This window comes from Chryseolinea sp. T2, assembly GCF_037203685.1.
Lineage (GTDB): Bacteria > Bacteroidota > Bacteroidia > Cytophagales > Cyclobacteriaceae > Chryseolinea.
Genome location: NZ_JBBCAU010000008.1, coordinates 179,905 through 206,615 on the forward strand (window position 1 = coordinate 179,905; position 26,711 = coordinate 206,615).

At 47.7% G+C, this 26,711-nt stretch carries 17 protein-coding genes; 6 read left to right on the forward strand and 11 right to left on the reverse strand.

Going from position 1 to position 26,711, the window contains the following annotated elements; genetic code table 11:
* Positions 1-2 precede the first annotated feature (2 nt).
* From WBG78_RS23960 to WBG78_RS24000, 9 genes are all read right to left on the reverse strand, one after another.
* Positions 3-3,401: a HEAT repeat domain-containing protein gene (locus tag WBG78_RS23960; RefSeq protein ID WP_337329042.1), complete on the reverse strand. Its 3,399-nt coding sequence runs from the start codon at positions 3,399-3,401 to the stop codon at positions 3-5.
* Between the two features lie 179 nt (positions 3,402-3,580).
* Entirely contained in the window at positions 3,581-3,943 is a 363-nt protein-coding gene (locus WBG78_RS23965) for a hypothetical protein (RefSeq protein ID WP_337329043.1), read from the reverse strand.
* A gap of 158 nt (positions 3,944-4,101) precedes the next feature.
* Entirely contained in the window at positions 4,102-4,569 is a 468-nt protein-coding gene (locus WBG78_RS23970; protein WP_337329044.1) for a hypothetical protein, read from the reverse strand.
* Positions 4,570-4,894: 325 nt separating this feature from the next.
* Entirely contained in the window at positions 4,895-5,599 is a 705-nt protein-coding gene (locus WBG78_RS23975; RefSeq protein WP_337329045.1) for a hypothetical protein, read from the reverse strand.
* 55 nt (positions 5,600-5,654) lie between these two features.
* On the reverse strand, positions 5,655-6,914 hold the full coding sequence (locus tag WBG78_RS23980; RefSeq protein WP_337329046.1) for a M16 family metallopeptidase: 1,260 nt from the start codon (positions 6,912-6,914) through the stop codon (positions 5,655-5,657).
* Between the two features lie 6 nt (positions 6,915-6,920).
* Positions 6,921-8,126, reverse strand: coding sequence for a type IX secretion system outer membrane channel protein PorV (gene porV / locus WBG78_RS23985; protein ID WP_337329047.1), 1,206 nt, complete (start codon positions 8,124-8,126; stop codon positions 6,921-6,923).
* A 14-nt stretch (positions 8,127-8,140) separates the two neighbouring features.
* A complete protein-coding gene (porU, locus tag WBG78_RS23990) occupies positions 8,141-11,551 on the reverse strand; it encodes a type IX secretion system sortase PorU (protein WP_337329048.1) in 3,411 nt (1,136 codons plus the stop codon).
* Between the two features lie 12 nt (positions 11,552-11,563).
* Positions 11,564-12,265, reverse strand: a complete 702-nt coding sequence (locus WBG78_RS23995) for a CDP-alcohol phosphatidyltransferase family protein (protein WP_337329049.1) — start codon at positions 12,263-12,265, stop codon at positions 11,564-11,566.
* Between the two features lie 72 nt (positions 12,266-12,337).
* Entirely contained in the window at positions 12,338-12,961 is a 624-nt protein-coding gene (locus WBG78_RS24000; RefSeq protein WP_337329050.1) for an MBL fold metallo-hydrolase, read from the reverse strand.
* 146 nt (positions 12,962-13,107) lie between these two features.
* Here WBG78_RS24000 and WBG78_RS24005 point away from each other — a divergent pair, with 146 nt between their 5' ends.
* The 4 genes from WBG78_RS24005 to WBG78_RS24020 all read left to right on the forward strand — a co-directional run bounded on the left by WBG78_RS24005 (position 13,108) and on the right by WBG78_RS24020 (position 19,847).
* Positions 13,108-14,175, forward strand: a complete 1,068-nt coding sequence (locus tag WBG78_RS24005; protein WP_337329051.1) for an NAD(P)/FAD-dependent oxidoreductase — start codon at positions 13,108-13,110, stop codon at positions 14,173-14,175.
* Between the two features lie 2 nt (positions 14,176-14,177).
* Positions 14,178-17,576: a translocation protein TolB gene (locus WBG78_RS24010; RefSeq protein ID WP_337329052.1), complete on the forward strand. Its 3,399-nt coding sequence runs from the start codon at positions 14,178-14,180 to the stop codon at positions 17,574-17,576.
* Between the two features lie 101 nt (positions 17,577-17,677).
* Positions 17,678-18,556 (forward strand): YicC/YloC family endoribonuclease, encoded by an 879-nt coding sequence (locus WBG78_RS24015; protein ID WP_337329053.1) that lies wholly within the window; start codon positions 17,678-17,680, stop codon positions 18,554-18,556.
* A 13-nt stretch (positions 18,557-18,569) separates the two neighbouring features.
* A complete protein-coding gene (locus WBG78_RS24020; protein WP_337329054.1) occupies positions 18,570-19,847 on the forward strand; it encodes an NRAMP family divalent metal transporter in 1,278 nt (425 codons plus the stop codon).
* Between the two features lie 29 nt (positions 19,848-19,876).
* Here the strand turns inward: WBG78_RS24020 and WBG78_RS24025 are convergent, their stop codons facing one another.
* A complete protein-coding gene (locus WBG78_RS24025; protein ID WP_337329055.1) occupies positions 19,877-21,073 on the reverse strand; it encodes a formimidoylglutamase in 1,197 nt (398 codons plus the stop codon).
* Between the two features lie 109 nt (positions 21,074-21,182).
* On the opposite strand from WBG78_RS24025, the gene WBG78_RS24030 reads away from it, so the two are divergent.
* Both WBG78_RS24030 and WBG78_RS24035 read left to right on the forward strand, forming a co-directional pair.
* Positions 21,183-22,940 (forward strand): MASE1 domain-containing protein, encoded by a 1,758-nt coding sequence (locus WBG78_RS24030; RefSeq protein WP_337329056.1) that lies wholly within the window; start codon positions 21,183-21,185, stop codon positions 22,938-22,940.
* Between the two features lie 127 nt (positions 22,941-23,067).
* Positions 23,068-25,422 (forward strand): ABC transporter permease, encoded by a 2,355-nt coding sequence (locus WBG78_RS24035; protein WP_337329057.1) that lies wholly within the window; start codon positions 23,068-23,070, stop codon positions 25,420-25,422.
* 19 nt (positions 25,423-25,441) lie between these two features.
* On the opposite strand, the gene WBG78_RS24040 is transcribed toward WBG78_RS24035, so the two are convergent.
* Positions 25,442-26,704, reverse strand: a complete 1,263-nt coding sequence (locus WBG78_RS24040; protein ID WP_337329058.1) for a homoserine dehydrogenase — start codon at positions 26,702-26,704, stop codon at positions 25,442-25,444.
* Between the last annotated feature and the right edge of the window lie 7 nt (positions 26,705-26,711).

Here is a 26,711-nt window from a genome sequence, read left to right on the forward strand (position 1 = left end):
AACTACTTGCCATCCTTTTTCTGATTTGCAAGGAACTCAACCATGTTCCGAATCTCGCGTTTCGACATCAGCGTGCCCATCGGAGGCATTGCGGATGCCATGTTTTCGCGTTTGTTGATTCGGGACAGGTTTACCTCCACCGGCTCTGCATCGGAAGTCTTTATGATCAGCTCATCCTTATTCTCCTCCATTAAAGTACCTGTGATGACCTGGCCGTCCTTCAGCGTAACCTTAACGGTACCATATCCGGGAGAAAGGCGCGCACTGGGTTCCACCATAGCCTGCAGAATCTGTTCACGCGTAAGTTTATTGCCAATGTTTGAGAGGTCGGGTCCAACAGTGCCGCCTTCACCGCCGATAGCATGGCATCGTACGCATTGTCCGGTTGAGCTGCTTCTGAAATACCACCATGCGCTTCTTGCATCGCCGCCGTAGAGGGCATCGAGGTATCCGTCAGTTTTCGTGCTTGTAGAACGCAGCGGACCGAGTTTGGTCAGGAGCTTGTCCGAATGAGTAGAATCAACAGCTTCGATAAGATCCAACGTGATGGCTGGAGCAATCTTCTTTGATGCGAGCTGATCGATGAGTTTCTCAAGAACGGCTTCTGTTCTGTCGGCGGGCATCTCACCCAATACGCGGAGTAGTTCCTGTTGCTCCTGTACAGATCCGTTTTTAAACACAGGATCGACAATAGAAGGAAGTTTTTCCTTGCTGATATCAAGGTCGCTGAGCAGCCCGACCGCAGTTGTGCGTACGGAAGCTTCGCGATCCGCCATTCCTTTATGAATCACGTCCTCGATCTTATCGTATTTCAATGTTGAAAGCGCGATGAGCATCGCCGATCTCACTTCCGGTGAGTGGCTGGAGCCAAGCAGGCTTGCAAAATTGCTGTTGAAGTCCTGGATTCCAAGATTGGCAATCATCTTTGCACTGGCGATAACTACTTCAGGTTCATTGCTCTTCATGAACTCGCCGGCGAAGCTGCGTACTTTTGCCGTCACGACGGCGGGATCGCGTGTTACTTTGCCGCGCAATCTTCCGTCGACACGATCGAGCGTTGAAGGATTAGGCCACACACCAAGAGTTGCAAGTGCTTCTGCGCGTAGCTCAGGCGTTACATCGGAACGCTTTGCAAAATTGATGAGCATATCCATCTCTTTCTCGGAACCTACCCGCAGGCATGCATTAATGGCCCGGCGCAACAGAGGTTCACTTTTGAATCTGGGGTCGTTTAAGACCCGGGCCAGGTCAGGCAGTGATTTCTCAATTGACAAATCATCATTGATAGCGCGTGCTGCTTCCGTGACAACGTACTCATCCGGATCCTGAAGAAATAGCGATACCTTGTCGCTGTGCAGTCGACGCAGTACTAACACTGCGGCAATGCGCAACTGTTTCTTCGGACTCTTCGCCAACAGGGCAATCGGATCTTCTTTTCCTATGCGCGCCAAAGCAACGACTGCGGCATGGCGTATGTAATTGTCTACATCGTTGTTCTTATCGATCAGCTGAATAAGTGGCTTTATTGCGTCCTCGTATTTGAGTCTTCCCAGTGCCTGTGCGGCAAAGAAGGCAGCTCTCGGATTCTCGCTTTCGAGAAGAGGGATGAGATCGGCGGCAGCAGCGTCGAAGCGAACGTCGCCTATAGTTTTTGCAGCCTGAGCAGCAATCTCAAGATCGCTGTCGTGAAGAAGTTCCTGCAGTATCCTTCCATTGATCTTGTCCTTGCGTGTTAACTGGCCTACGCCCCAGATAGCATGCACCCGGGCTAGCTGGTTGTCACGTTGAGCAATGGCGTTCTTGAAAGCATCCATACCTTGTCCGTCGCGTGCGACCAGTTCAAACTGTGCCTTTTGCCTGATGCGCATATCGCCGTAGGACAGAAGTTTCAATAGTTCTTCTACGCTTTGACCGGAATAATCAAGCTTCATCAGTCGCTCGGTTTCAACACGTTCATTTTTCAGGTCGTTCTTATCAGCCGAAACGTCGAGCTTCCAGATGCGTCCGAAGTTCTTGGTGCCCCAACCATTGATCCAGTCGGCAACATAAAGCGCACCGTCGGGACCGAAGCGAATGCCAGTCGGCAGAATTCCACTCGCTACGTCAATGTCCTCAGTCAATGAAAATGAAGCACCATTCGGTTTCAGGCTGAATGCCCAGATGTGCGAGCGGCTGGGACTTCCAACGAATTCCACCAAAAAGAACTTGTTCTTCCACTGCGAGCCAAGTGCAGTGCCCGGATTATAGACCATGCCTGTAGGTCCGTTGTGAAAGTTTACAATTGGAGGGATGATGTATGCGGCCTGGCCATCCCACCGAGGTTTGTACAAGCCTTCATCCATCCAAACTTTGTATTCGTTATTGCGCGGATCAACATACTTGCCATACTGCCAGTTTGATCGCCATCCCTGATCGGAACCATCAACGAGATAGACTAGTCTTTCACTTTCGCCAGGATGATCGCCATCATTATCAGAGCTGATGATGTTTCCATATTCGTCGAATACAAACTCATGAGTGTTTCTGATTCCTGATGCAAATACTTCGAAGTCGCTTCCGTCGGGATTTGATCTTACAAGAATTCCTTCGTTAGGATAAGAGTGAACTTTGCCATCGGGAGCTGTAATGTTGGCGCCTATGTCGCCGATCTGCCAGTATATTTTTCCGTCTGGACCCTCCGTTGCGCCTGACATACCATGCCCGCTAAATCCAATGTGTACAGCGTATCCATGGCTGATGGATTTCTTGTCGTCGATTACCCCGTCGTCGTTCGTATCGCGAAGCCGCCACATATCAGGACCAATGGTATAGAAGATGTCTTTGTCGCGAACGAGTATGCCGCCACCAACATCGGTGACCTCGTCGTGAAAATCATCCAGAATACGTGTTGCCAGGTCACCATAACCATCACCGTTGGTATCCTCAATTTTCCAGATCTCGTCTTTTTCGACGGCGAGATCACGCCAGTCGTGACTTCCATCGTTGTTGAGATCAGCGAGCCATTCGTTTTCCTTGCTCTTACCGGGAGCAAATGTTTCGTGGAGGAAGGCACGTCTTTCTTCTACAGATTGGAGACTGATCGAAGGGATCATCCAGTCGCGATGACCGCGGATGTCAAACTCTGAGTTTTTCTGGCGGTTGGTCCGGGCGATATAAATCTTACCATCATCATCGATGGACATTGCTACAGGGTCCGGAGCCAGTGAGTCAGAGGCCCAAAGTGTAAGCGTAAGACCTTCTGCCAGTTTCGCAGGAGTGTTTTTTCGAATTTCAGAGGCGACAGTTGCCACCTGACCCGTATCGTGTTTCGTTAAGGGCTGCTCTTTGGGTTTCTCCTCCTTACAGGAAAAAGCAATGATCAGCATCAAACAGACCAGCAGAAGCGAACGTGGCGATGTCATAGACGGAAAATAAGGGCGATAAATAGTTAACGAAGAACGCAAAAAAGTCCGGGCTTTCTAAAGCCAGGTATTACCAATGGCAGATAGTAGTTATTTCGTTTGCCAGAATTCATAGGATGAATTCCGCGCTAATTTATTCGCGAAACGACAGGTGGGTGCTGCAGAGCTCGCATGAGCGGCTATTCGCCGTCTTTAATTGCTTCGGGTAAACCTAACGGGAAAACGTAGTTTGGTTTGAACTGTATGATGATCACACCGTTGCGACCCTTAAGGCCATACCTGGAAAGAGCTTCCTCGCCGGTAATCATCTCCACTGACTGTACCCAACGGGCGTCAACTACAGATTCAATGGCAGGCATGTCATTAGTTTCGGGATCAACAATGACGGTCTTGTCGTCGGTGCGGAGCACGAGGAGAAATTCAGGTGGTGCCGGTGGTGGAGCGACCTGGAATTCAGATACCGCAGTGTTGGAATCCTGGGCACAGGCAAGTTGCGCAACGCAGGCAATCAGGCCGATGAGGAGTATACCTTTGAAATTCATGATTGAAGCCATTCCCGGGTAAGGTACAATTTTGACGCAGGCCTTCTAACTGTGACAACGATTTTTTTTTCGACGAAGCGTCGAAAATGGCGATAAAGCGAAGGGCCGCCTTTTTAAAAAGCGGCCCCTGGTATAAGATTTTGTGGAAATCGGCTCAATTAAACACCTGATTTAAAAGCCGGCCGCTGAGCGCCGGGCTTTGCGATATCCTGGAGTTGGGAAAGCACCGTATCACGATTCTGGCTTCCTCTGATATATTCGGACCTGATCCTTTCGACGTTTTCAAGATTTGTGCTGTCAAAACTTGGCGGCTTAGGAATGATATACATGTCTCCACCGTCAAGGAACCTTGTTGCAAACTCGTGAATGTGCTTCAGGGTGACGTATTGCTGAACATCCTGATTGACAAGGACAAATACCTTGTTCTTGACAATACGCTGCCTGATTTTCTGAAGGATGTTCATGTCGCTCTGGTGATAGCGGACAAAACCCTTAATCCGGCTGCTGATTCCTGTAATCACAAGCATCCGGTGCGCATAAAACCCTGAATTGACCTGAAACGAAAGTTCTTCACCATCGATTTTCAGTCGGATACGATCCAGTAGCAACTCACAATACACATTCATAGAAATTGGGTTTGCGTGTATAATAACGAATAGTGAAGGTCCATTCTAGTCGACAAATATTGAACCGAAACGAGTTCTCTTTCCAACGTGACCCAACGATGTCAATCGAATATAGAGATTTTGACGTTTGAAATCAACCGTTCAATCGGTGGCGACGTGACAATGAGCGAGTTGAATTTCCATGTGCAAACAAGTTACTATGCCGTCGGTGCAGAGAGACCTGTTTCGTTAAACGCATGGAGTGTGAAACTGGTGCCACATAATCGCACCTATCGTTCCACAGTTTAGGTAAACGGGTGACCTGGACTTTTTGTTCGTATCAGAATTACCGTTCTGCCGTCAGCACAAGTTGAATTTTTTCAAGAACCACAACCTGATCAGCCTCATTAGGCACAAACGACAATCGATAGTAATACTTACTTATATCGTCGTAAGCGTCGCGTCGTTCGACTATAGCGCAGTTCCTGTATTCAATGGTAAAGGAGGGGTCGACCTTTTTTGTAACAGGATGCGGCGTAAGATTTCTTACCGTGTCGGCCCTGCAGCCTTCAAAGTTCAGGCCCAGTTTTCTAAACAACGAATTTGATAACAGCGAATCACTAATAAACGGCGTTCGGTCATTCAGAAAGAACTCCAGTGTATTAATGGTCTTCGTTCCCGGCGATCCAAGAATTCGGAGCGTGTATCCTTCACGTTTTATCACACTTTCGGCGGTGCCAATAGAATCGGCAATTTGCTTTCTGTCCTTCACACCCAGAATGCGTTTGATGTCATGAAAGTCCCCACGAGCTGCGACTGGCCGGGCGCACTTCTTACAGGGCCTGAGATTTTCAACATTGGATGTCTTTCGAAATTTGGCCCCGCTGCAGAGCTGCAGCAACGCACAGGATGACCGATCGTGATAGGTGCCATCGTTCATGATACACACGTAATGGGTCGACGGTGTAGCCTGAGCAAGGCAGCTGTTTGCAGACAGACAAACAGTCAAACTAAGCATCAAAAGAGAAAGGAATGGTGAGTGGACCTTCATGGCGTACAAAATACGAAGTTAGTTTTCTGCACCAACTATAGCATTCGATCCTGAATCAGCCTACGGCAATCTGCAGTAATTGTTCTTCCTGGAAATGTCGGTTGGCAACCTCCATCAGGTATTCTGCTGAAATGGCGTCAATGCGATGAATGAGTTGCTGATAGTACGTGTCGGGGAGCCCAAAGATTTTAATGTTCTTCACTTTATCTGCGTGGGCAAACGAAGTTGTGATCTCGAGTTGAAGGCTTCCGATAAAATGGTTGCGTGCTATCTCAAGTTCTCCAGGATCGATAGCCTCCTCGCGAAGGCGTTTCATTTCTTTACGGATCTCGCCGAATGCCAGTTGAACATTTTCCAGATTTACATCTGCGCCAATAACAAAGTGATTGCCATGAAGCGCCATTGAAAGGGAAGAGGATATCCCATACGTCAGACCCTTCTCTTCACGAATATTCTTCATCAACCTGGATCCGAAATAGCCACCCAGCATGTGATTCAATAAGATAGCGCCAGCGTAATCGGCATGAAGTCGTCCAAAGAACGGTTTTCCCATTCGGATCGATGCCTGCACGCTGCCTTCTTTTGAAATGATTTCGCTCGTGACATTCAGAACAGGAATTGTAGCGTCGGCGGGAGCAATCACCTGTTGTTTCAGAAAGCCTAACGACGACACAATGTATTGCTGCTGTTCCTCGCTCACTTTCCCTGAGACAATTACAGTTGCTTCTTTGAAAAACTCATTGAAGTGTTTAACAAGTTCTGCCTGCGATATCCGCTGCACATCCGTATCATCCAACTCTTTACCATAAGGGTGAGAAGATCCGTACAACGTGCGGCGGAACAGCACCGAAGATTGGAAGCTTGTTTTCTCTTTGTTGATCCTTAAGTTCTGAAGGTAGATCGTTTTAAGCTGCGCCAGTTCCTTCTCCGGAAAAACTGAATCCAGCAGCAATTCTACAAGCAGTTCGAATGAGGACTCCAGTTTCCTGGTCAAACTATAGAGCGCTACTGAGACAAAATCTGCGCCTGGATTGATTTCAAGGTGCGCCCCCAGCTGATCAAAGGCCTGGGCTATCTGAAAACTTGATTTCGTTTTTGTTCCCTTGGAAAGCAGTTGGGAAGTAAAGTATCCGGCTCCAAAAGAGCGTTCGTTCCAACGCCCCGCCTGAAACAAGAGTTCTATCTTGCAGACATTTTGTGATCCGCCCAGGACAAAGAGTACCTCGGCGCCACCTGCGACGGTGGTTCTTTCAGGACGGATGAGATCAAATGATGAGCTTTTTACGAATGAGGGCGCCTGGGTTCTGTCGAGCATCAGCGATTATTGTTCGGTCACAGTCTCTACAGGTTCGGCATTGTTCCAGGGTGCCTGGAAGAGCAATGTAAAGCGAAGCGTTTCAGCAAGCGGACTCTCTCTGCGGTTGACAGGCACGATATAAGCGACGTCAATTCCGAATGCCTTTCTCCTGAAACCCAGCCCGACCGTCATGTACTTCCGGTTGCCCTTGTTTTCGGCTTCATTAAAATAACCTATGCGGGCGGCAAACGTCTGGTTGTACCAGTACTCGATGCCCACTGAGGTCACGATCTCCTGCATCTCTTCCTCGAAGCCATTTGGTGCATCGGTGAACGACCCAAACATTCCACTCAGCAAAGAACGATCATCATCTTTGCCATAAACGATTGACCCGTCAGTGGCGCGTATGGGGGGCGTTGGAACCATCAGTTTACTGAAGTCGAGAATGAAAGTAAATGAGTTTACAGGATCGAGTTCAATATTATATGCGCCGCCCAATCGCAGGGTTGTGGGGATGAAGTCTTTGTTATTATTATCAGTATAGGACATTTTAGCACCGATGTTAGAGATGGCGCCACCAAGTGAAAGCGTAGACGTGCGAACCCGTTCGAATGTTTTCGTATAGTAAACGCCGATGTCAACGGCCACGCTATGGCCCGGTTTCGCATCGACGCCGGCAAAGGCTCCGGTCAGATTTGAATATATGTAGCGGGCGGTAATGCCGACGCCAAATTCATTGGAGAGTTTGCGAGAATAGGTTCCGTCAAAGGCAAACTCACGAGGATGAAAATCACCAAGCGGGTTATTGTTCCCGTCCCTGAAGCTGATGTCTCCCAAATCAAAATATTTGATCGAGGTAGAAACTGCCTGTTCTTTTGTGAACTTATAAAAGCCAGTCAGGTAGGAGATGGACATGTCGTTAACAATCTTTCCTAACCATGGCGTGTAAGAAAGAGCGCCGCCATACTTTTTATCTATGAAGGCAAGCTTGCCAGCGTTCCAGTAGGATGAGTTTGCATCAGGACTTGTTGCTACCCCAGCATCACCGAGTGCTGCGTGCCGCGCATCCGGGGTTATGGCTAAAAAAGGAACGGCAGTTGTGATCGCGTTTTGGGCACCTAATAATTCATCAGGATTGGCAACGACACCTTGAGAAAAACCTGAATGAAACTTTACTAGGCCTATCGCCAATAAAGCCAATGCGCGGTACGACATTAATGATAATTTCAAAGGCTCAAAGATAACTAATTAACAACAATTAATTTTGTAACGCGCTCACTTTTAGAGCCATTCGTTACTGAACGAACGGCAAGCCGCGCCAAGTATACTCCACCGGGGAGTTTTTTGCCAAACTCTGCAAAAGCGTCGATATCCAGCAGATCTACCTGGTAGCCGCTTTGCGGTATGTCAAATTCGTAAGTTTTAATCACCTGACCGGTGGCCATGCACAGCACCAGCATAGCCTGAAGATCGTCGCCCGAGCGATTATGTGTGAAATATACACTAGTCTCGTTCTGGAACGGATTGGGATAGTTTGCAAAATCCTCAATCACAAGTTCCTCGCCGTCAGTGACTATGAAATCCACGGTTGCCTCGGCAGGGTTGTTAAACGTGTCCCAGGCATAGATCGTAATTGCATGACGCCCGGGAGTCAGCCCTTCCATCGGGAAGTGTACCCAACCTTTTGAATAGTTGTCGGTTGCGGCGACATAGTATTCCGAGAGCGAAAAAGTTTCGGCCCCGTCCAGCACCGCAGTAAGCGAATTTCCAACCCCGTATTCTGAGATGTTGATTCCACTGGCATCCTGAAGTTTTACGACAAGCACAGTGTTTGGAATGACCACGCCGCCGTTCAGGAACGTTGTGTCACCCATAAAGCCCTGAACGATAGGAGGTGTAGTGTCTAAGGGCGGTTTCGGGTCGCTGCCACCAACCACCAGTCTTGTGGAACCACCTGCGTCCCGGCCGGAAGACAAGTCTGAAGCGTAAAGACCGATCTTGCCTGGACCGTATTCGTAGGCGATGTTCTTCGGCACGACGAAGCTGATTTGAAACGTGCCATCGACGACAGATGCCTTACCCCGAAACAGTGCATTTTCCCGCTCCGTAAACTTGTAAGGGGGGTCGTTCTTTCCGATTGTCACCTGCTCGGTGACTTTGTCGAACACCGTCATTTCCAATGTGCCCTTGAAGTTTGTAAGTGGAGTATTCAAATCATCGCGAATCTCACCGGTCATCGTAACCGTCGAGAGTGCTTTCAGGGTATCGGACCCCGCAGTTGTATTGACCGAGGTCACAACAATGCGTTCGACAGGTAAGGCAAGGGTCGCTGATGGATCCCCAATCAGTGAGAAGTTCCTGTTTGCAACGCCGCTCACGCTGTTGTTCTTGGTTTCACGAAATACCTGGCCGATCGTCCGGTATGATCCATTGGTACGGGTGAAGAGCGATGTATAGAACTGTTGATTCAAAAGAAAGTTTGTGGGTGAGTTGACCGGGCGTGCAGAAGTAAGAATGCCAATAGCCCCGCCGTTAGCGCGCAGCACACATCGCTCGGCGCTTGAGATCAACGATGGATCGTCCTGCCTTCCAAACTCACAGGTGGCTGTCACCATAAATGGATATAACTTATTATCCAGCAAGTCGATGTCAGCTTCGGTGAAAACGCGTTCGTCGGCCAAAAGCTTCTCGCTGCCGTGCCCTGTATAATTGATTATTAAAGCGCCGTTTTTAAAATGACCGCGTATCTCTTTGTTGATTTCGGGCATCACTTCACCATTTGATGTCGCAGTCTTTGTGTAAGTGCCGAGGAAAATCTTCTGTGTATCGAATGATGGATAAAGAGATTCAATACTCTCTGCCATGGAATTGGCCTGCGATTGATGAACCGACGTAAATCCGTCTGAGTTACTTCCATCATCAGCCACAAAAACGATGTCCTTTCTCCAGTAACCATTGGTGCTTGCCAGCGCATCGTAGGCGATTAGCTTGTCTACGACCTGTCGGGCTTCGCTTTCAGTTTTAACAGTAAGGCGACCAACTCCGATATCAAGTGTATGATGCTGAACAGGACTTTCGCCCCAGTTGCCTTCACCGGCCTCCAAGAATGCAAAGAAGTCGTCCGATGAATATGTTTCCAGCGGGGAGAGCGAATTCCTCGACTCATAGGTGGGAATAAAGTTTGTGTTGTTCGGCATACGATCTTTGTAATCGTACGATCCTCTTCCAAATAGAATTAGCGCCTGCAATCTTGAGGGGTTCTTTAGATAGATGTGTCTTACAAAGTCGCGAATTGCAGACACGTCCTGCCGTCCCGATGAAAATTCATTGTAGATCTGGTCTGTGGTAACAACGTGCACAGCTGCTCCGTTGTGTTGTTGTCTGTGACTGGCCAGACGTTGCGCCTCCGATAAAAACGAAGGGTGAGTAACCAGGATAACTTCAGCAGGCGAAAGTGCGTGAAGGTTCTGATTGGACACCTCTCCAACCATCTCAGGAGAAGAAATATCGTTTCCAAAGACTACAAACTCCCGAAGCAGTGACGCATCGGCGGAAAATGTTGCAACCTCCCCGCTAGTGGAGGTAGTGTGAACGCGCGCATTTGAGTAATCGGTGACGTCCCAGACCTGCAAAGGAGCTCCGGCTTTCCCGATCTTATAGGTGACCTGCGATGCGGTTAAACTTTTGGATGATCTGAAAATAGTTTGTTTACCGTAGAGGGCAAGTTTTCGTTCGAACGAAACGAGCATCAAATCCAGGAAGCCGACATTCTTCCCGCTTGAGGATTTTACATATTCGTAACGCAAATCCTGTGAAACAACGGCCGGCGCACCAACTGTACCGGATTGAAAACTAATGGTATCGCGCTTGTGCCTTCCCTTTACTCCATACTGAGTATTGTTAATCACCGGCACAATCTGTTCGGCCACCTGCGTTCGGTTAAACTGGAGTTTGAAACTGGATCCATTGAACGATTGTGCCATTACGTCTGAGATCCACGTGACAGACGTGTTGTCAACAATACCCTCTATGTCGAAACGGTAGGAATAGGTGGTGCTGATATCATAACGTTCACCAAACCATTCCCTGCCCGACTTCAATTCATTGTATTCGTCGGATTCATGATAGACGTAGTCGTTGAAAGTATCAATTACAACGGATGGGGAGGGCGCATCGACTGCGGGACTTACGCGCTTCCCGGCGTCTGGCCCTACCGTAATGAAATAGTAGTTCAGCTTGCTGTACAGGTTGCTTTCATAAAAGAAAGTGTTTTTGCCGGGCTTAAACTGAACCAGATCAGGGCCCTCGGCAAAGAAAAGGATGTAGTCATTCTTGTCAAATGATCCATCATCGCCCGTAGACACCAGAATGGCTATTTCGGTGAGATCATTGGGCCGAACCTGATTATTTTCCTGAGGGAGCATGCCCCCAATGTTGCCGTACATCTTAATGTGCGCAGGATCGACATTTGAGCCAAATCCCATCTTTTGCAACTGATCGCCGCTGATGCGATAGACACCCCGTTGTGCTATGCCCACTTTATACCAATGGCCCGATTGCAAAACGCTTTGAGCATGTGAAGCGACAGTCACCCATGCGAGGAGACACGAAAGCAGCAAACTTGCTTTTTCAAAGGGTGACACGGGACGGTTCAATCGCCAAAAAATTCAACTCCTACTCCTGGAAAACACACTTGATCCTAACGACAGCCCGATGTACAAAAGTATAATCAGAGAGATGGCCGCCTGCTTAAAGATCAACAGTAAAATACCTGCAAGTATCAGGAAACTATATCTTAATTTATTATCGGCCCAGCCGAAGCTTTTGAATTTCAGGGCAAAGAGCTCGAATCTGGAGACGAGAAGGAGTGAAAATATCACCGTTATCGCGATGAGCACAACCGTGGGGACATTTGCAAGCCCGCCGCCGACGAAGTCCAGACTTAGAATATGAGGTAAGCCTATGATAAACAAGGTATTGGCTGGTGTTGGAACTCCCCTGAAAGAATCCGACTGAGTGGCGTCATTGTTGAAAACCGCCAGTCTAAGTGCAGAACACACGACCAGCAGGAAAGCTGCATAGGCAATTGTATCAGATGCGCCTGTTTGCTGCAGCATCCAGTACATGAAGAATGAAGGCAAAACCCCGAATGTCACCATGTCGGCAAGCGAATCCAGGTCCTTCCCTATTGGAGATGAGACTTTTAGCAACCGGGCTGCAAAGCCGTCAAAAAAGTCAAAAATACAGGCCGCCCACATGTAGTATTCAACAAGGCCCGGTTCGTTTCTCCATAGTGCAAGCAGACCCAGGCATCCACACACCAGGTTAAGGCAGGTGAGCGTGTTTGGAAGATATCTCAGAAGGTTCAAAAAATGGCAGTTTTCTAAAAAGAATGAAGGGTGAAGGTAGGCAGAAAGAATGAAAGGTGAATGTGAGTCTCGTCAGGCATGAACAAAAGGATTCGTCTTTTTTTCGAATCCGATTGTGGTTTTTGGGCCGTGTCCCGGATATACTGTTGTATCATCTGGGAGGGCATACAACTTCTTTCTTATGCTGTTTTCCAATACCTCGAAATTCCCTCCTGGCAGATCGGTTCTGCCTATGCTATTGTAAAAGAGAACATCGCCGCTGATCAGAGATTTGCTTTCAGAGTCATAAAAGGCAATGTGCCCGGGAGCGTGACCTGGAACAAATAGTATCGACAACCTGACGTTGCCCACTAAAAGCTCGCCACCTTCCTCCAGGTAGCCATCGACACTAGCAGGTTGATACATATTGAATCCGTAGTTCGGAGCGTACGAACCCACTGCTCTGAGAACAGGTTCTTCCAGCTTATGTATATGTAGGCCCACGCCATAAGTCTGTCTGACAAACTCATTGCCCAGTACATGATCAATGTGACAATGCGTGTTAACCAGTTGAGTCACGCGCAGGTCGTTGTTGCTTATAAACGCCTGGAGCTCGTGACGTTCATCGGGCTCGTAACAACCAGGATCTACAATTATGCATGAACCCGATTCATCATATAACACATAGGTGTTTTCCTGAAACGGATTAAAAGTCATTGAAGCGATTTGAAGCATTACAATATTTCTTAAGGTTCAAAGTTAGTAGTTTCCCCATTAGTGAATTGCCGGTCACAATTTTCATGGTGACCGGCTGATTGCTATTGGGGATTCTGTTATTTCACGGAGATATACTTTTGATTCAGTTGAGCACCAGGCAGCATTTTGATTACATAGTTATTGGTTTGGGCCTGGCGGGAGCCGCAGTAGCCCTGAAACTTCATCAGCTGGGCCGGAAGATCCTCGTGGTAGACTGGCCGGAGGGGAATACGTCATCGAGGATTGCGGCAGGAATCTTTAATCCCGTCACGGGAAGGAAGATGACAAAAACCTGGCTTGCCGATCAATTGTTTCCGTCACTTGAAAAGCACTATTCCGATGCCGAAGGTTTGACGGGACGGAAGTTTTTTCATCCTAAGCCGATCTATCGGCCGTTCCACAGCATTGAGGAGCAGAACGAGTGGATGGGTAAAAGTTCCGATCCTGTGTATTCTCCTTTCATTCGGGACGTAAAAAAAGGCCCGTCGCTGGATGGCGTCATTGATCCCCTTGGTGGCCTGCTACTTGATAAATGCGGATTTGTAGACACGAATGCATACGTTGACGGGGTGCGGAATCTCCTGTCAAGACATCAGACATATTTAGGACAAATGATAGAGGACTCGTTGCTGGTTTCCGGCGAATCATCTGTCCGGTACGGGGAGTATGAAGCGGATCATGTCATCATTTGCACGGGTGTTCACAGTACTTCATGGTTTAAGTGGCTTCCGATCCGTCCCTTAAAGGGCGAAACGCTGCAGATCCAATCGGCAGTTGAGCCACAATGGATTGTAAACCGGGGTGCATATCTGGTTCCGCAAATGGGAAGCTGGCGGGCCGGGGCGACATACAGTTACACCGACAATAACCCGGGTACCACAGAAGAATCTCTTCATGAACTAACTGCTGCTATCAAAGAACTAATACATTTGCCATTCACGGTCGAGAGTCAGCAATGGGGTTTCCGGCCGACCACGCCGGATCGACGTCCACTGGTGGGGCGGCATCCCGGGTATCACCGGATGTGGACTTTGAACGGACTGGGGACTAAAGGCGTAAGCCTCGCACCGTTCTTTTCGGGCGAACTGATTTCGGCCATAGAAAATGGAACGCCGTTGAACAAACTCGTAGATATTGAACGTTATAAATCACTATATTGGACTTCCCTGACATGACTATGAACTTGCGAAGAGGATATTTCTTGTTGCTATGGTGTTTATTTTTAGGACTTGCAGAGGCACAGGGGCAGCAATCAAGGGAGGTATTTGGAAAGAACCGTATTCAATACAGGCAGTTTGACTGGCTGTACCTCAGTGGCGAAAATTTCGACGTCTACTACTATGACGCCCGCAGGCAGGTTGCGCAGGAAGCACTGGAGTACCTTGAAAGTGAGTTCGACCGCATCACGGATCTCATCGGTTATCCACCTTATTTTAAAACAAAAGTCTTTTTATATAATTCCCTCAGTGATCTGCGTCAAAGCAACGTAGGTTTGAATCACAACGTGTTTAACGTTGGGGGTGAAACTGAATTCATTAAGCCGTACGTCGAGGTGGCGCACATGGGTACGGCGCAGGAGTTTAAAGACGAGCTCCTCTTTCAGATATCCGATCTGATGGTGAATGAAATGATGTTCGGAGGAAACCTCAAGGACATGTTTCAAAGTTCCATTCTGATGAACCTTCCGGATTGGTTTATCGACGGGGCCTCTTTATACGTTGCAAAAGGATGGAGCATCGAAATGGATGACTACATCCGTCAGCTGATGGTGACTCGCAAGTCACGGCGTGCAACGAAGCTGGGAGGGAAGGACGCAGGCCTGGTAGGACAATCGATGTGGAATTACATCGCCGAGAAATACGGTAAAAGCAGTGTAGCCAACATCCTTAATTATACGCGCGTAACGCGCAACGAGGAGAAGAGTATTTATATCACGTTAGGCATTAGCTTCCGCCAGCTGATGGCGGAGTGGAAGAAGTTCTATACGGATATGGAGCATGCAGTAGATAAATCTTATGTATCTGCGCAGGACTCACTTTCATTCACACACCTTCATAACAAGACGACTGAATTCACAACTGTTAAGATCAGCCCGGATGGACGTAACATCGCCTATGCTGAGAACGATCGCGGCCGATACATAGTGAAAGTGAGGTCGCTGGAGAATGGTCGGGAAAAAACGATCATATCCGGTGGAAGCAAAGTAATCAAACAACGGGTTGACTACAGGCTGCCACTGATAGCCTGGGCCGATGCCAATACTCTTGGCGTAATCGGCGTAAAGAGCGGCCAGTATGTGTTCTGGCTTTACGACTTTACGACCAAGTCCAAGGTGCCACGGGAATTGGAGAGGTTCAGCAACGTTCGCAGCTTCGACTTCTCGAGCAATGGCCGTCTGGTAATTCTAAGTGCAGACTTTGAAGGTAAGAGCGATCTGTTCTTGATGAGCTCAAAGCGCAACCGAGCGCCCCGAAGATTAACAAACGATCTTTATGACGATGTTGATCCTGTATTCATTCCGAATACGAATCGCATCTTATTCAGCTCCAACAGGACGACGGATACTTTACGCACTACAGCAAAGCCACAGTTCGAGCAACTAACCAATGTTTACAATCTGTTTGTTTACGACCTCGACAGCACGAAGTTCCTGCTGAATCGTGTAACGAATACGTTGAGCAATGATCAGGCGCCAAAAGCTCTCGACGAGAACACCTTTTACTATCTCAGCGATCAGCGTGGAATTGTCAATCTTTTCAAGTTCAACAGGTCAACCGGCATCTATTCCCAGGTTACGAACTACGCTTCAAGCATCAAGGACTATGATATCAATTTCGCCAACAATACCATGGCGATGGTGCTCACTCAAAATCTGAAGGAGAACATTTATGTTAATCGGACCTTTAACTTTGATAAGCAGGTGTTCACACCAGCAACTCGTCGTAAGGACTTACAGCAGGCCCGCATCATTCGCGATCGCAGGAAAGTGCAAGCCGAGGAAAACAAATCAATGAGCATTAAGGACCTCCTGAATGCACGTCTGCGTCAGGGTCAGCTTTCAGATTCAACTGATGCAGTGCAGCCGGACAGTTTACGGTCGAAAGCACCGGCTCCTGTTCATGTTGACTCAGCAAATCACATTGCTCCTCTGGATTCGATCACGGCACATCAGGGTCAGCCGGATTCAGTTAAGGACACTACAGGCGTTGCAAAAGTTGATACATCGAAATCAACAGTGCCTTCTGCTAAGAAGGGAGAGGTCAATACTGACAATTACGTATTTGAGGACGATGCTGTAAAACAAAACCAGGTTACCGAATCTTTCCTCAGCAAGTACAAGAAGGCCCGTGAGAAAAGCAGGATTACCGGACCGTTCGGCTATGAGTCGAAGTTCAGTTCAAATAATCTCGTGACATCGCTGGTAGTGGATCCGTTGCGCGGCCTCGGGATTTCTATCGAGACGCAAATGAACGACATGCTGGAGAACTACCGTTTCTTCGGTGGATTGATGACGAGTGTTGATCTCCGTAACGGTGATTTCTATGGTGAGTTCCAGTACCTGAAATCGTTGATCGATTTCAGCGCACGCATAGATCGGAAAGGCATCAGATGGGAAACTGAGCCAGCAGAGAACGGTGCACAGGGAAATCTATATCACTATTCGCTGAATCGAATTGAAGTAAGTGCTTCACTTCCTGTTTCAGATAGAATTCGTTTTACGCTGAAGCCGTTCGGCGCATTGGCGCGCTCAGTGCCTTTGGGGCCTGCTGATTATCCTTCAACACCACCGTCTGGTGATCCGACCAACAATTACTATGGCGGTTTCAAGTCTGAAATTGTGTATGACAACTCTGTGTCTACGGGCCTGAACCTTATCGAAGGTACACGCGCGAAGGTTAGCTTCCAGCATACTCAGGGATTGCAGAACGCTCAGCTGAGCTTCAGCCAGGCATCTATCGACATTCGTCACTATCAAAAGATATATAAGGAGATCGTATTTGCTGTTCGGGGCTTCGGTGGTACTTTCTTTGGCAATGCACCTAAGCAGTATTTGCTGGGTGGTATGGACAACTGGTTCTTCAATAAGTCCAAGACCAATGGAAAGTCCAGCACCGGGGTGCCGAATCCTTTAGGGTATACGGGCGAAACACAGGACTTGCTATTTGTGGAGTTCGCAACTTCGCTTCGCGGGTTTGATTATGGGACATTGTTTGGCAACAGCGTATTGATGGGTAATGCGGAGTTCCGGGTGCCTTTGATTCGTGCCCTGTCAAGTGGTCCGATTTCCTCGAACTTCCTGCGCAATATGCAATTCATTGCCTTCTATGACATCGGCACAAGCTGGTCGGGCAAGGCGCCATTTAATTCGCAGAACAGCGTCAGCTACGAAGAGAAGGAAAGTGGTCCGTTCACTGCGCAGATAAAGAACTATCTCAACCCCTGGCTGTATAGCTATGGACTTGGCATGCGCACTGTTTTGCTGGGTTACTATATTAAAGCTGACCTCGCGTGGCCGGTAGAAAATTATGAAGTGATGAAGCCACGTTTGTTTGTGACGCTGGGCTTCGACTTCTAAGACTTTTACTCTCTGAGAGACATTAGACCAAGTTTGCTGCATTTAAGTCGCGCAATATTGTCGGGTGTTTAGCATTAATCAATTCATTCAAACCAACATCGATGATCAAATCAATGACGGGATTCGGTCAGCACTCCCTTGACGATGGGAATGTGCAGATCTCGGCTGAAGTCAAAAGTCTGAACTCGAAATTTCTGGACCTCAACCTTCGTCTCCCGAAGATCTTCTCCGACAAGGAAATTGAAGTTAGGAATCTGATCAGCGAACAACTGGAACGCGGTAAGGTTTCGCTGGTGATCGACTATCAGGAATATGCCGACGTAGAAGTCCGGCAGACTTACAATCAAAATCTCTTTGTTAGTTATTATAATGAACTCAAACGACTAGCTGATCGCGTCGTAGCACCTTATGATAACCTGTTTGAGCTCGCGTTGAATTCCCCGGATGTAATACAAAGCAAACCCCGCGAGACCTCGTCTGAAGAAGCATGGAAAAAAGTAAAAGGCTGCCTGGTAGAAGCGCTCACTAAATGCGAGCAGTTTCGACGTGACGAAGGCAAGGTGCTGGGCAACATGCTCAAGGATTGTATACAGGTTATTGCGACTCAATTGACTCATGTCGGTGAACTCGATCCAAAGAGAGTGGAGCGAATACGTGAACGATTAAAAGGTAACGTGGTCTCGTTTCTAGGCGAAGAAGGTTATGATCTGAACCGACTGGAGCAGGAGATCATTTTTTACATTGAGAAACTCGACATCAACGAAGAACGCGTTCGTTTAAAAACGCATCTCGACTATTTCAACTCAGTGCTCGCTGAGAAGCAAAGCAACGGCAAGAAGCTTGGCTTTATTTCGCAGGAGATCGGACGTGAGATAAACACGATCGGTTCAAAGGCCAGCGATGCTGCTATTCAAAAGCATGTCGTTGTTATGAAGGAGGAGCTGGAGAAGATCAAAGAACAACTGAACAACGTGGTCTGACAATCTTTAAGGCATGCGCATCAGCAAAACCTGGAGAAGTGTCATAATCTGGTCCATCATTTCTGCCGCATTTATTGGTCCTGGTTCTGTTACCACAGCGGTGGCAGCCGGCGCTCTTTACAATCTGGATTTGATGTGGGCAGTGACATTTTCAATCGCTGCCTGCATTGCCCTACAGGAAGTTGCCGCGCGTCTTACAATTGCCAGTGGCCTTAATGTTGGACAGGCCTTAATCAAACTCTTTGGAGACAGAAGCGGGCGCCGCCTTCAGTGGTTCCTCGGTGTTAGCGTAATCGGTGGTTGTGCCGCCTATGAAGCTGGAAACATTGTAGGCGCAGTTGCTGGCTTGCAACTCATGACCGGACTTGGTGCTGTTGTTACCACGGTCGTCGTATCTACGACATGCTTCATTGTTTTATGGAATAAAAATCCAGCGTGGATATTTAATCTCATGGCGTTTCTTGTTGCTTTGATGGGTGTTGCGTTCTGTGCCCTCGCTGCAACTCAGGAAATCTCATGGGGATATGCGGTTCGGTCATCTGTTGTCCCAGTAATACCTGAAGGATCTCATCTTACTATTCTCGCGCTGGTAGGAACGACCGTGGTACCTTATAACATCTTTCTCGGCTCCGGAATAAGTGAAGGTCAAACGGTTCCCATCATGCGTGTCGGCCTGATCATTTCTATCCTGATGGGTGGACTTATTACTGCAGCTATCCTTATTGCTGGCACTACTATCACAGATTTTTCTTCATTTGAAAGTCTGTACACTGAGCTTGAGACAAAGGTTGGCTCGTTAGGTGCCGTGGCCCTTGCACTCGGACTCTTCGGTGCAGGCTTCGCCTCGGCAATTACATCACCTTATGCAGCTGCTGTTATAACACGAACAGTGTTTGAGGTGCAGAATGAAAGAACAGTCAAACTTGTTTGGATTGGCGTACTGCTTACCGGATTCATAATTGGCGTCAGCGGATTAAAACCAATTCCGGTGATAGTAGTAGTTCAGGCCGTGAATGGTTTCATTCTGCCGTTTATGGTAATCTTCCTGCTGCTTGTTATAAACGACCCGGCTATCACCCCAAAGGAGTTCATGCATGGATGGTTGTACAATGCTGTTCTACTTATTACCCTGTGGGGCTTTTGCATGATCAGCCTGGATAATATTGATAAGTCCGCGCTCGATGCCATTCATATAACTCGCAGTAACCACATCGTTGCTTCTGTTGTGATATCAACAGTGGTTACGCTTGCAACTATGTTCTCAATAGTCAGGAAGCTGAGGAAGCTATAGTGCCGGTTGGCATGTTATCAGGGTCTACCTCAGATCAACTTTGCAATCATATTGATGTATCGCTCAGGAACTTCTCCTTTAATGGCTGTCTGGTAGTCGCTATAACTACAAGGTACGATGCTGTTGCGTGAGTAACGATCGCGGCCATGCGGGTATGGCACTTCGAGCCACCACTTTTCACTGGCCTTGCTCTTGTAGAACGTAAGTATCGCCGGATCCGAAGGCATCGACACCGAATACTTCATGAAGTCATTGCTCTTGAAGTTCTGTTCATTTTTCCGGTGATAATATCCTTCTATGAAATACCATATCATTGTAGCCAGCACCGAAGCCGTAGAGCGGTGTACATTGTCGAAGGAAGGATTGTATTCATAGAATCCTGCGGAGCTCAGTTTTTCATTGAGGCCCGCATACCAGCATATCTGACACGCCTCTTCTCCGGTTAGCCCGAATGGCTGAGCGTTGCCGTTGCCAGGTGCATCAGATGCCCGTACCGAAGTCATATCAAACGACAACATGTCGGCATTCCTGATGGTGGGTTCCATCTCCTGAAGGTTCGTACGCATTTGTCCAATGCGAAACGCTTCAAAGTTGAGCTTCTCGAGAACGTTTACTGACGCCGGATCGATCAGATAACTTTGATACGCAAGATGCGTGTAGCTGAAGAGATAGTTTGGCTCGTGCATCAATATCTTATGAATGTGCTGATGGCTTTCCGATGACTCTTTCTTTTCGTCGAGATCAAGCAATGCATCCACGTTTAGAAAACTCACGAGTTTTTCCATGGTTTCATAGGAAGCGTATTGACCGTAGTCAATATCCTGCGTTCCGCCGATGATTACGGGCAACACGTTGAATTCCATCAGCATCCGACATACTTCACTCACACGTACATAAGTTTCATTGAGATCATGCCCTGCATTGAGATTTCCGAGATCAACAATCCGGTAAGATCCCGCGCCACGCTTGAGATGATACAACTTTTTGCGCACCTCATCTGGAGCTTCAGCTGCACCTTTGTTCTTCACTGTACCACGATCTTCACGTACACCGAAAATAGCAATGTGTGCACCGCGATAATCAGGCATTTTCTCTCCGAAAATGTGAATGTTCTTGTAGAAACTGGAAGGTGACGTAATGTCCGTGTAAAGCGATTCGTCGATTGGTGAAAAGAGAATGGTAAGATCCATGTTGCGATTTTCCTTGCGTGAAGATATAACAATCATCTAACCCCCAAAAAGTGCGGCTTGGCCATTGAAAGTCGTATGCTGGCTGAAAGGGACGAACTACCACAACGAATTGCGGTATATTAGATTGATAATGAGTTGATTCATTTTGGTAGATAAACTTTCGCTTAAATATAAGCCAGACCTTAAAATTATCGGGGTTGCGCTTTTGTACTACCTCTCTGCCAAGCTGGGTTATTTTTTTGCCTTCGATAAGACGATGGCCATCCCCGCCTGGCCACCCGCGGGAATCGGGTTTGCTCTGCTCATACTGCTGGGCAGAGCAGCCTGGCCCGGAATCACCATTGGTGCATTACTGGCAAATGTGTTGTTGTACTGGAACACGCCCAATGTTTCGGCATCAGTAATCATTTCAAGCAGCACCATGATTGCCATTGGCAACACACTGGAACCAATGCTCGGCTGCCAGCTGCTCAGCCGTTGGATTAAAGATCCATACATTTTCAATACACCACGCAATGCATTCAGATTCCTTTTCATCACACTGGTGATGAGCGGAGTGGGTGCATTTATAGGCACACTTTCGATGTATCTGAACAATCCGAAAGGCGTCGAAGTTTTCCTCCGCATAGGCTACTCGTGGTGGGTAGGTACAGTTGTTGGAATTCTGTTGTTCACTCCTTTTATCCTCACTATAGTTCGTCGTACGTACTTCAGGTTTTCATCTGACAAAACCATTGAGCTGGGCATATTCCTTCTGAATGTCGCTGGCATTTTGTTGCTGCTTCGTGTTGAGTATCTCCGTCCAAGCTTGATTCATGCAATGCCATTTCTGATGCTGCCATTATTGTTGTGGCTTGCGTTCAGATTCGATCTTATGATAGCCCTGGCCGGTGTTCTTGTCGTTTCAATGGTGTCAATTCATCTGACAAAGTCTGGAATCGGTCCCTTCGTCCTGAAAAATTCATATAGTTCAATGCTCTTGCTGCAGATCTATGTTGGCGTGATGAGCATTTCTACCATGATACTTTCTGCCACGGTAAGGGAGGTGGGTGAAGTCCAGCGTAAGCTGGAACTGTTCAATGAGAACCTTGAGGAAATGGTAATGGAACGTACGCGTGCACTCAATGACGAGATATCTACGCGTAAGGAAACTGAAACCAAATTGCTTCAGACGAATGTTGAATTGAGCAAACGGAATACGGAGCTCGATAATTTTGTATACAGTGTTTCGCACGACCTTCGCGCGCCTATTGCATCGGTTCTTGGATTGATCAACCTTGCAAAAAAGGACAAAGATAAGGCTATGAAGGATGTGTATCTCGACATGATCCACAAGAGCGCTGTAAGGCAGGATGACTTCATTAAGGAGATTCTTGATCAATCGCGTAATTCACGTCTGGAAGTAAAGTGCGATGAGATCGCATTCGAGCAACTCATTGAAGAGACATTCGCGCATCTCAGTCATGCTACCAATCCGGAACAACCTGTTCAAAAGGATATCACTGTTACTCAATCTGCACCTTTTCATTCTGACCATTGGCGCCTGAAGGTGATTCTCAACAATTTGATCTCGAATGCTATCCGATACAGAAACGGAAAAGATCCTGTTATCAAAGTCAGCGTTAATGTTGATTCATCATCTGCCAAATTAACGATTCAGGACAACGGTAAGGGTATCAGCAGTGAACATTTGCCAAATGTGTATAAGATGTTTTATCGCGGCACCGATGATGGTGCGGGCTCGGGCCTCGGTCTTTATATCGTGAAGGAAGCGGTCGATAAGCTTCGGGGCTCCGTTGATATTGAGTCAGAAGTTGGCAAAGGTACTTTGGTTACTCTGGCGATACCAGCACTGAGCCGGTCAGTTGCCCTGATCACCAATCCCAATCATGAAGAACAATAGTGAACACTATTGAACAGCTTCAAGTGCGTTAGCGTACATATTTTGCGCAGCACATTCTCCTATGACCTTATTCTGGCTATTTGACCGAGTGGCATAGCCCTTGGTGGTGTTGTGAAAAAGGTCGTCAATGTTTACTCACTATTTTCGATTGGCAGCACGCAATCTTCTCCGCTTCAGGGGAGCGTTTATCATTAATGTGTTTGGGCTGTCCATCGGCCTGGCTTCAGCGATTCTCGTATTCCTATGGATTCGTGATGAATATCGGATGGATACCTTCAATGACCACGACGAAACACTTTTCCAGGTAATGCTGCGCAGTGCAGAAAATGGAGGCATCCATGTTACCACAGAAATGCCGCCTGTACTTGCGGATGCTTTAGCGAAAGAACTTCCGGATATTGAAACAGCTGTTACGGAGGCAATACTTCCCGTAAAAACTGCCATCGCGTACCATGACAAATCTTTGAAAGCTGATGGCGCATATGTCGATCCCGGATATTTTGAACTGTTTTCGCTGGGCATTGATGAGACGAAGGATAGTTCTTTGTTACAGCATGAGAACAACATTGTCCTTTCTACTGAGCTCGCTAAGGCACTATTCGGATCATCAGTCGACGTTGTCGGACAAACAGTCACTTTGGATGGAAAGGCGGAAATGATGGTTGCGGGCCTCTTTGATTTTCCTGCGAATTCATCCCGGCGATTTGATTTTGCTTTGCCCTTTCGCAAAATGTTCGCTCAGCAGTCGAACTTCAAAAACACGTGGAACAACAACTGGCCGTCGGTGTATGTACGGCTTCGAAAGGATGTGGATGTGCAGATACTTAATCAAAAGATTACTGATTTCTATTCCCACCATTCCGGCCGAACTCATCAACAGATTTTTCTGGAGCGATTCTCCGAACGTTACCTCCATGGCAACTACAGCAATGGTGTCCGTGCTGGAGGACGTATCCAGTACGTGCAACTGTTTTCGGTAATCGCCCTGGCGATCCTCGTTATTGCTTGTGTAAATTTCGCTAACCTGGCGACCGCAAGAGCTACAGAGCGCCTTAAAGAAGTCGGTGTTAAAAAGAGCTTTGGGGTAAGCAGAGCATCATTAACTGTTCAATACCTTTTGGAATCATTGGTGGTATCAGGTGCGGCGCTTCTCGTTGCCCTGATTGCTGTGCGCATGCTTCTGCCGTCGTTCAATCTACTGACTCATAAACAACTTTCGCTGACATTTGAAAGCTGGTTTGTTTATGGGTGTATTGTCGTCACCGTGATTACTGCATTGTTGTCCGGTCTTTACCCGGCATTCTATCTGTCGGCGTTCAACCCGACCGTTATATTTCGTGGTAATCTTAGAACGTCTAACAGATCACTAGTAGTAAGAAAAGGCCTTGTCGTACTGCAGTTTTCATTGTCGATCATATTTGTGATTTCAGTGATGGTTGTTTACAACCAGATGAGCCTGATTCAAAATGGGAACATGGGATACGCGCGGGAAGGTGTGGTGTACTTTGAAATGGATGATCAGATCAAAACGCATCAGCAGGCATTTCTGGATGGACTGCGGAAAGTCGACGGGGTCAAGGAGGCGTCTGCGATCTGGTGGGGATTTCTTGGCCAGCGCAACAGCACCTCAGATATCGTGTGGACAGGAAAGGAGGCTTCGGTAGAAACGTTGATGCAATATCGGCGGGTAGACGACAGGTTGCTCGAAGTCCTCAACATAGAGTTGGCAGATGGCAAATCCTTTTCGAATGAAGAGGTTGCAACTCATGGGGGTATCATCTTCAATAGTGCAGCCATTGAAGCGATGGGGCTCGACAATCCAGTTGGAAAAACGGTCAGACTTTGGGGTGCAGAGCGCGAAATTATCGGAGTGGCAAAAAATTTCCACTTCGAAACTCTCTATTCGGAGATTGCGCCTCTGTTCTTTATCTACAACCCCGAACGTACCAACACAGTGATGTTGCGTATAGACACGTCGCGGCCGCAGCAAACGGTTCGGAGCCTGGAACGGTATTATGCTTCGATAATGGGTAACACGCCACTTGATCTTAGGTTCCTCAACGACGATTTCCAGGCACAGTATGCTGCCGAGAAGCGCGTAGAAGTGCTGGCGAAATATTTCACCTTAATTGCTGTGCTTCTTTCATGCCTCGGTGTTCTGGGCCTCGCATCATATACGGCAGAGCGAAGAACCAAAGAGATGGGAATACGAAAAACTCTTGGATCGAGCGAACTTGATATCGTGTTTCTGATGACCCGAGATTTTGCAATTCCTCTGCTTGCTGCTGTAGCTATCGCAGTACCCGTCGCCTATTTTATAATAAGCGACTGGCTTGATGCGTTCAAACTGCGCGTAGACCTGACGTGGTGGTACTTTGTTGCAGGTTCAGCTGTGGCCGTTTGCTTCTGCTGGATCACGGCCGGCACCCAAGCGATCAAAATAGCGCGCATGAATCCCGCCCGAGGGCTGCGTTCAGAATAGCATCTTACGGTCGCCCGATTTAGGCAACTGTCAGAGCTTTCTTGTCCTGGCGCGACGGAGTCAGCTTGGCATTCGGTGCAAGGATGATTCCAATGCCGTCCTGCTTCGACCATGCTGCAAGCTTTTCCAGTGACACTTTTCCAACCATGTATTGTGTGCCATTGGCCGCGTAACCTGACTGGAACTCTTCAAAGTCGCTGATGGCAATCTTGTTTGCTTCAGTAAAGCTTACAAAGGCTTCGACAGTCAGCTTGTTCGAAAACTGTAAGTCGTGAAGCTGATGCAACTTCTTGTATTCGTAACGATAGTCGTATGTGAGAGCTGAGATATCAGAGAGGACAGCAGAGCCGGTGGGATAACTTCCTGCACCCTTGCCAACAAATAACTGTTGCTCTGCGAAAGCACTCTGCACCTGCACAGCATTGTATTCGTTTCTCACAGCATACAAAGGATGTATAGTTTCAACAAATTGTGGTGCCACGAAGCCATACACACGATTCTCCAGCTTGAATGCGCGCGCGATCAGTTTAATACCGTAGCCGTTCTCGCGCGCAAACTTCAGGTCGAGGTCAGAGATCCGGTCGATGCCAATGTTGATGACATCCTCCGGCTTTATGAACACACCAAACGTATGGGCGATGGCGACAACAAGCTTGAACTTAGGGTCAAAGCCTTTCACATCGAGACTTGGATCTGATTCAGCAAAGCCAAGCTCCTGAGCCTTCTTCAAGGCCTCAGCATAGCTACTGCGTTCATCAAATACTTTTGTGAGAATGTAGTTTGTTGATCCGTTGAAAATTCCTTCGATACCCGTAAGAAGATCGTTGTCGTAGTATTCTTCCAGATTGCGAATGATGGGAATGCTTCCACATACCGATCCTTCATACAATACAGGCTTGCCGTATTGTTGTTGCAGACGATATATCTCTTCGAGGTGCTCCGCCAGCATTTTTTTGTTTGCCGTTACCACGGCCTTTCCGTTTTCGAGTGCGCTCTTCACAATCGCGAAGGCAGCATCGGCATCGTCAATGAGTTCCACCACAACATCAATGTCCGGGTCGTTGAGAATATCTGCAGCTTCGAAAGTGAAGAGATCTTCTGAAAGCGGTCTTGCCTTACCCCGATGCTTCACACAGATCCGTTTTATCTCAGCCTTGATCCCAGGCGTTTCCTCAAGTACATGATAGAGACCCTGGCCCACGCAACCAAAACCGAACAAACCCAGCTTAAGATGCTTGTGAACTGTGTGGGGCGCCTGTGGAACGTTATTAGTCAATGACATAATTGTG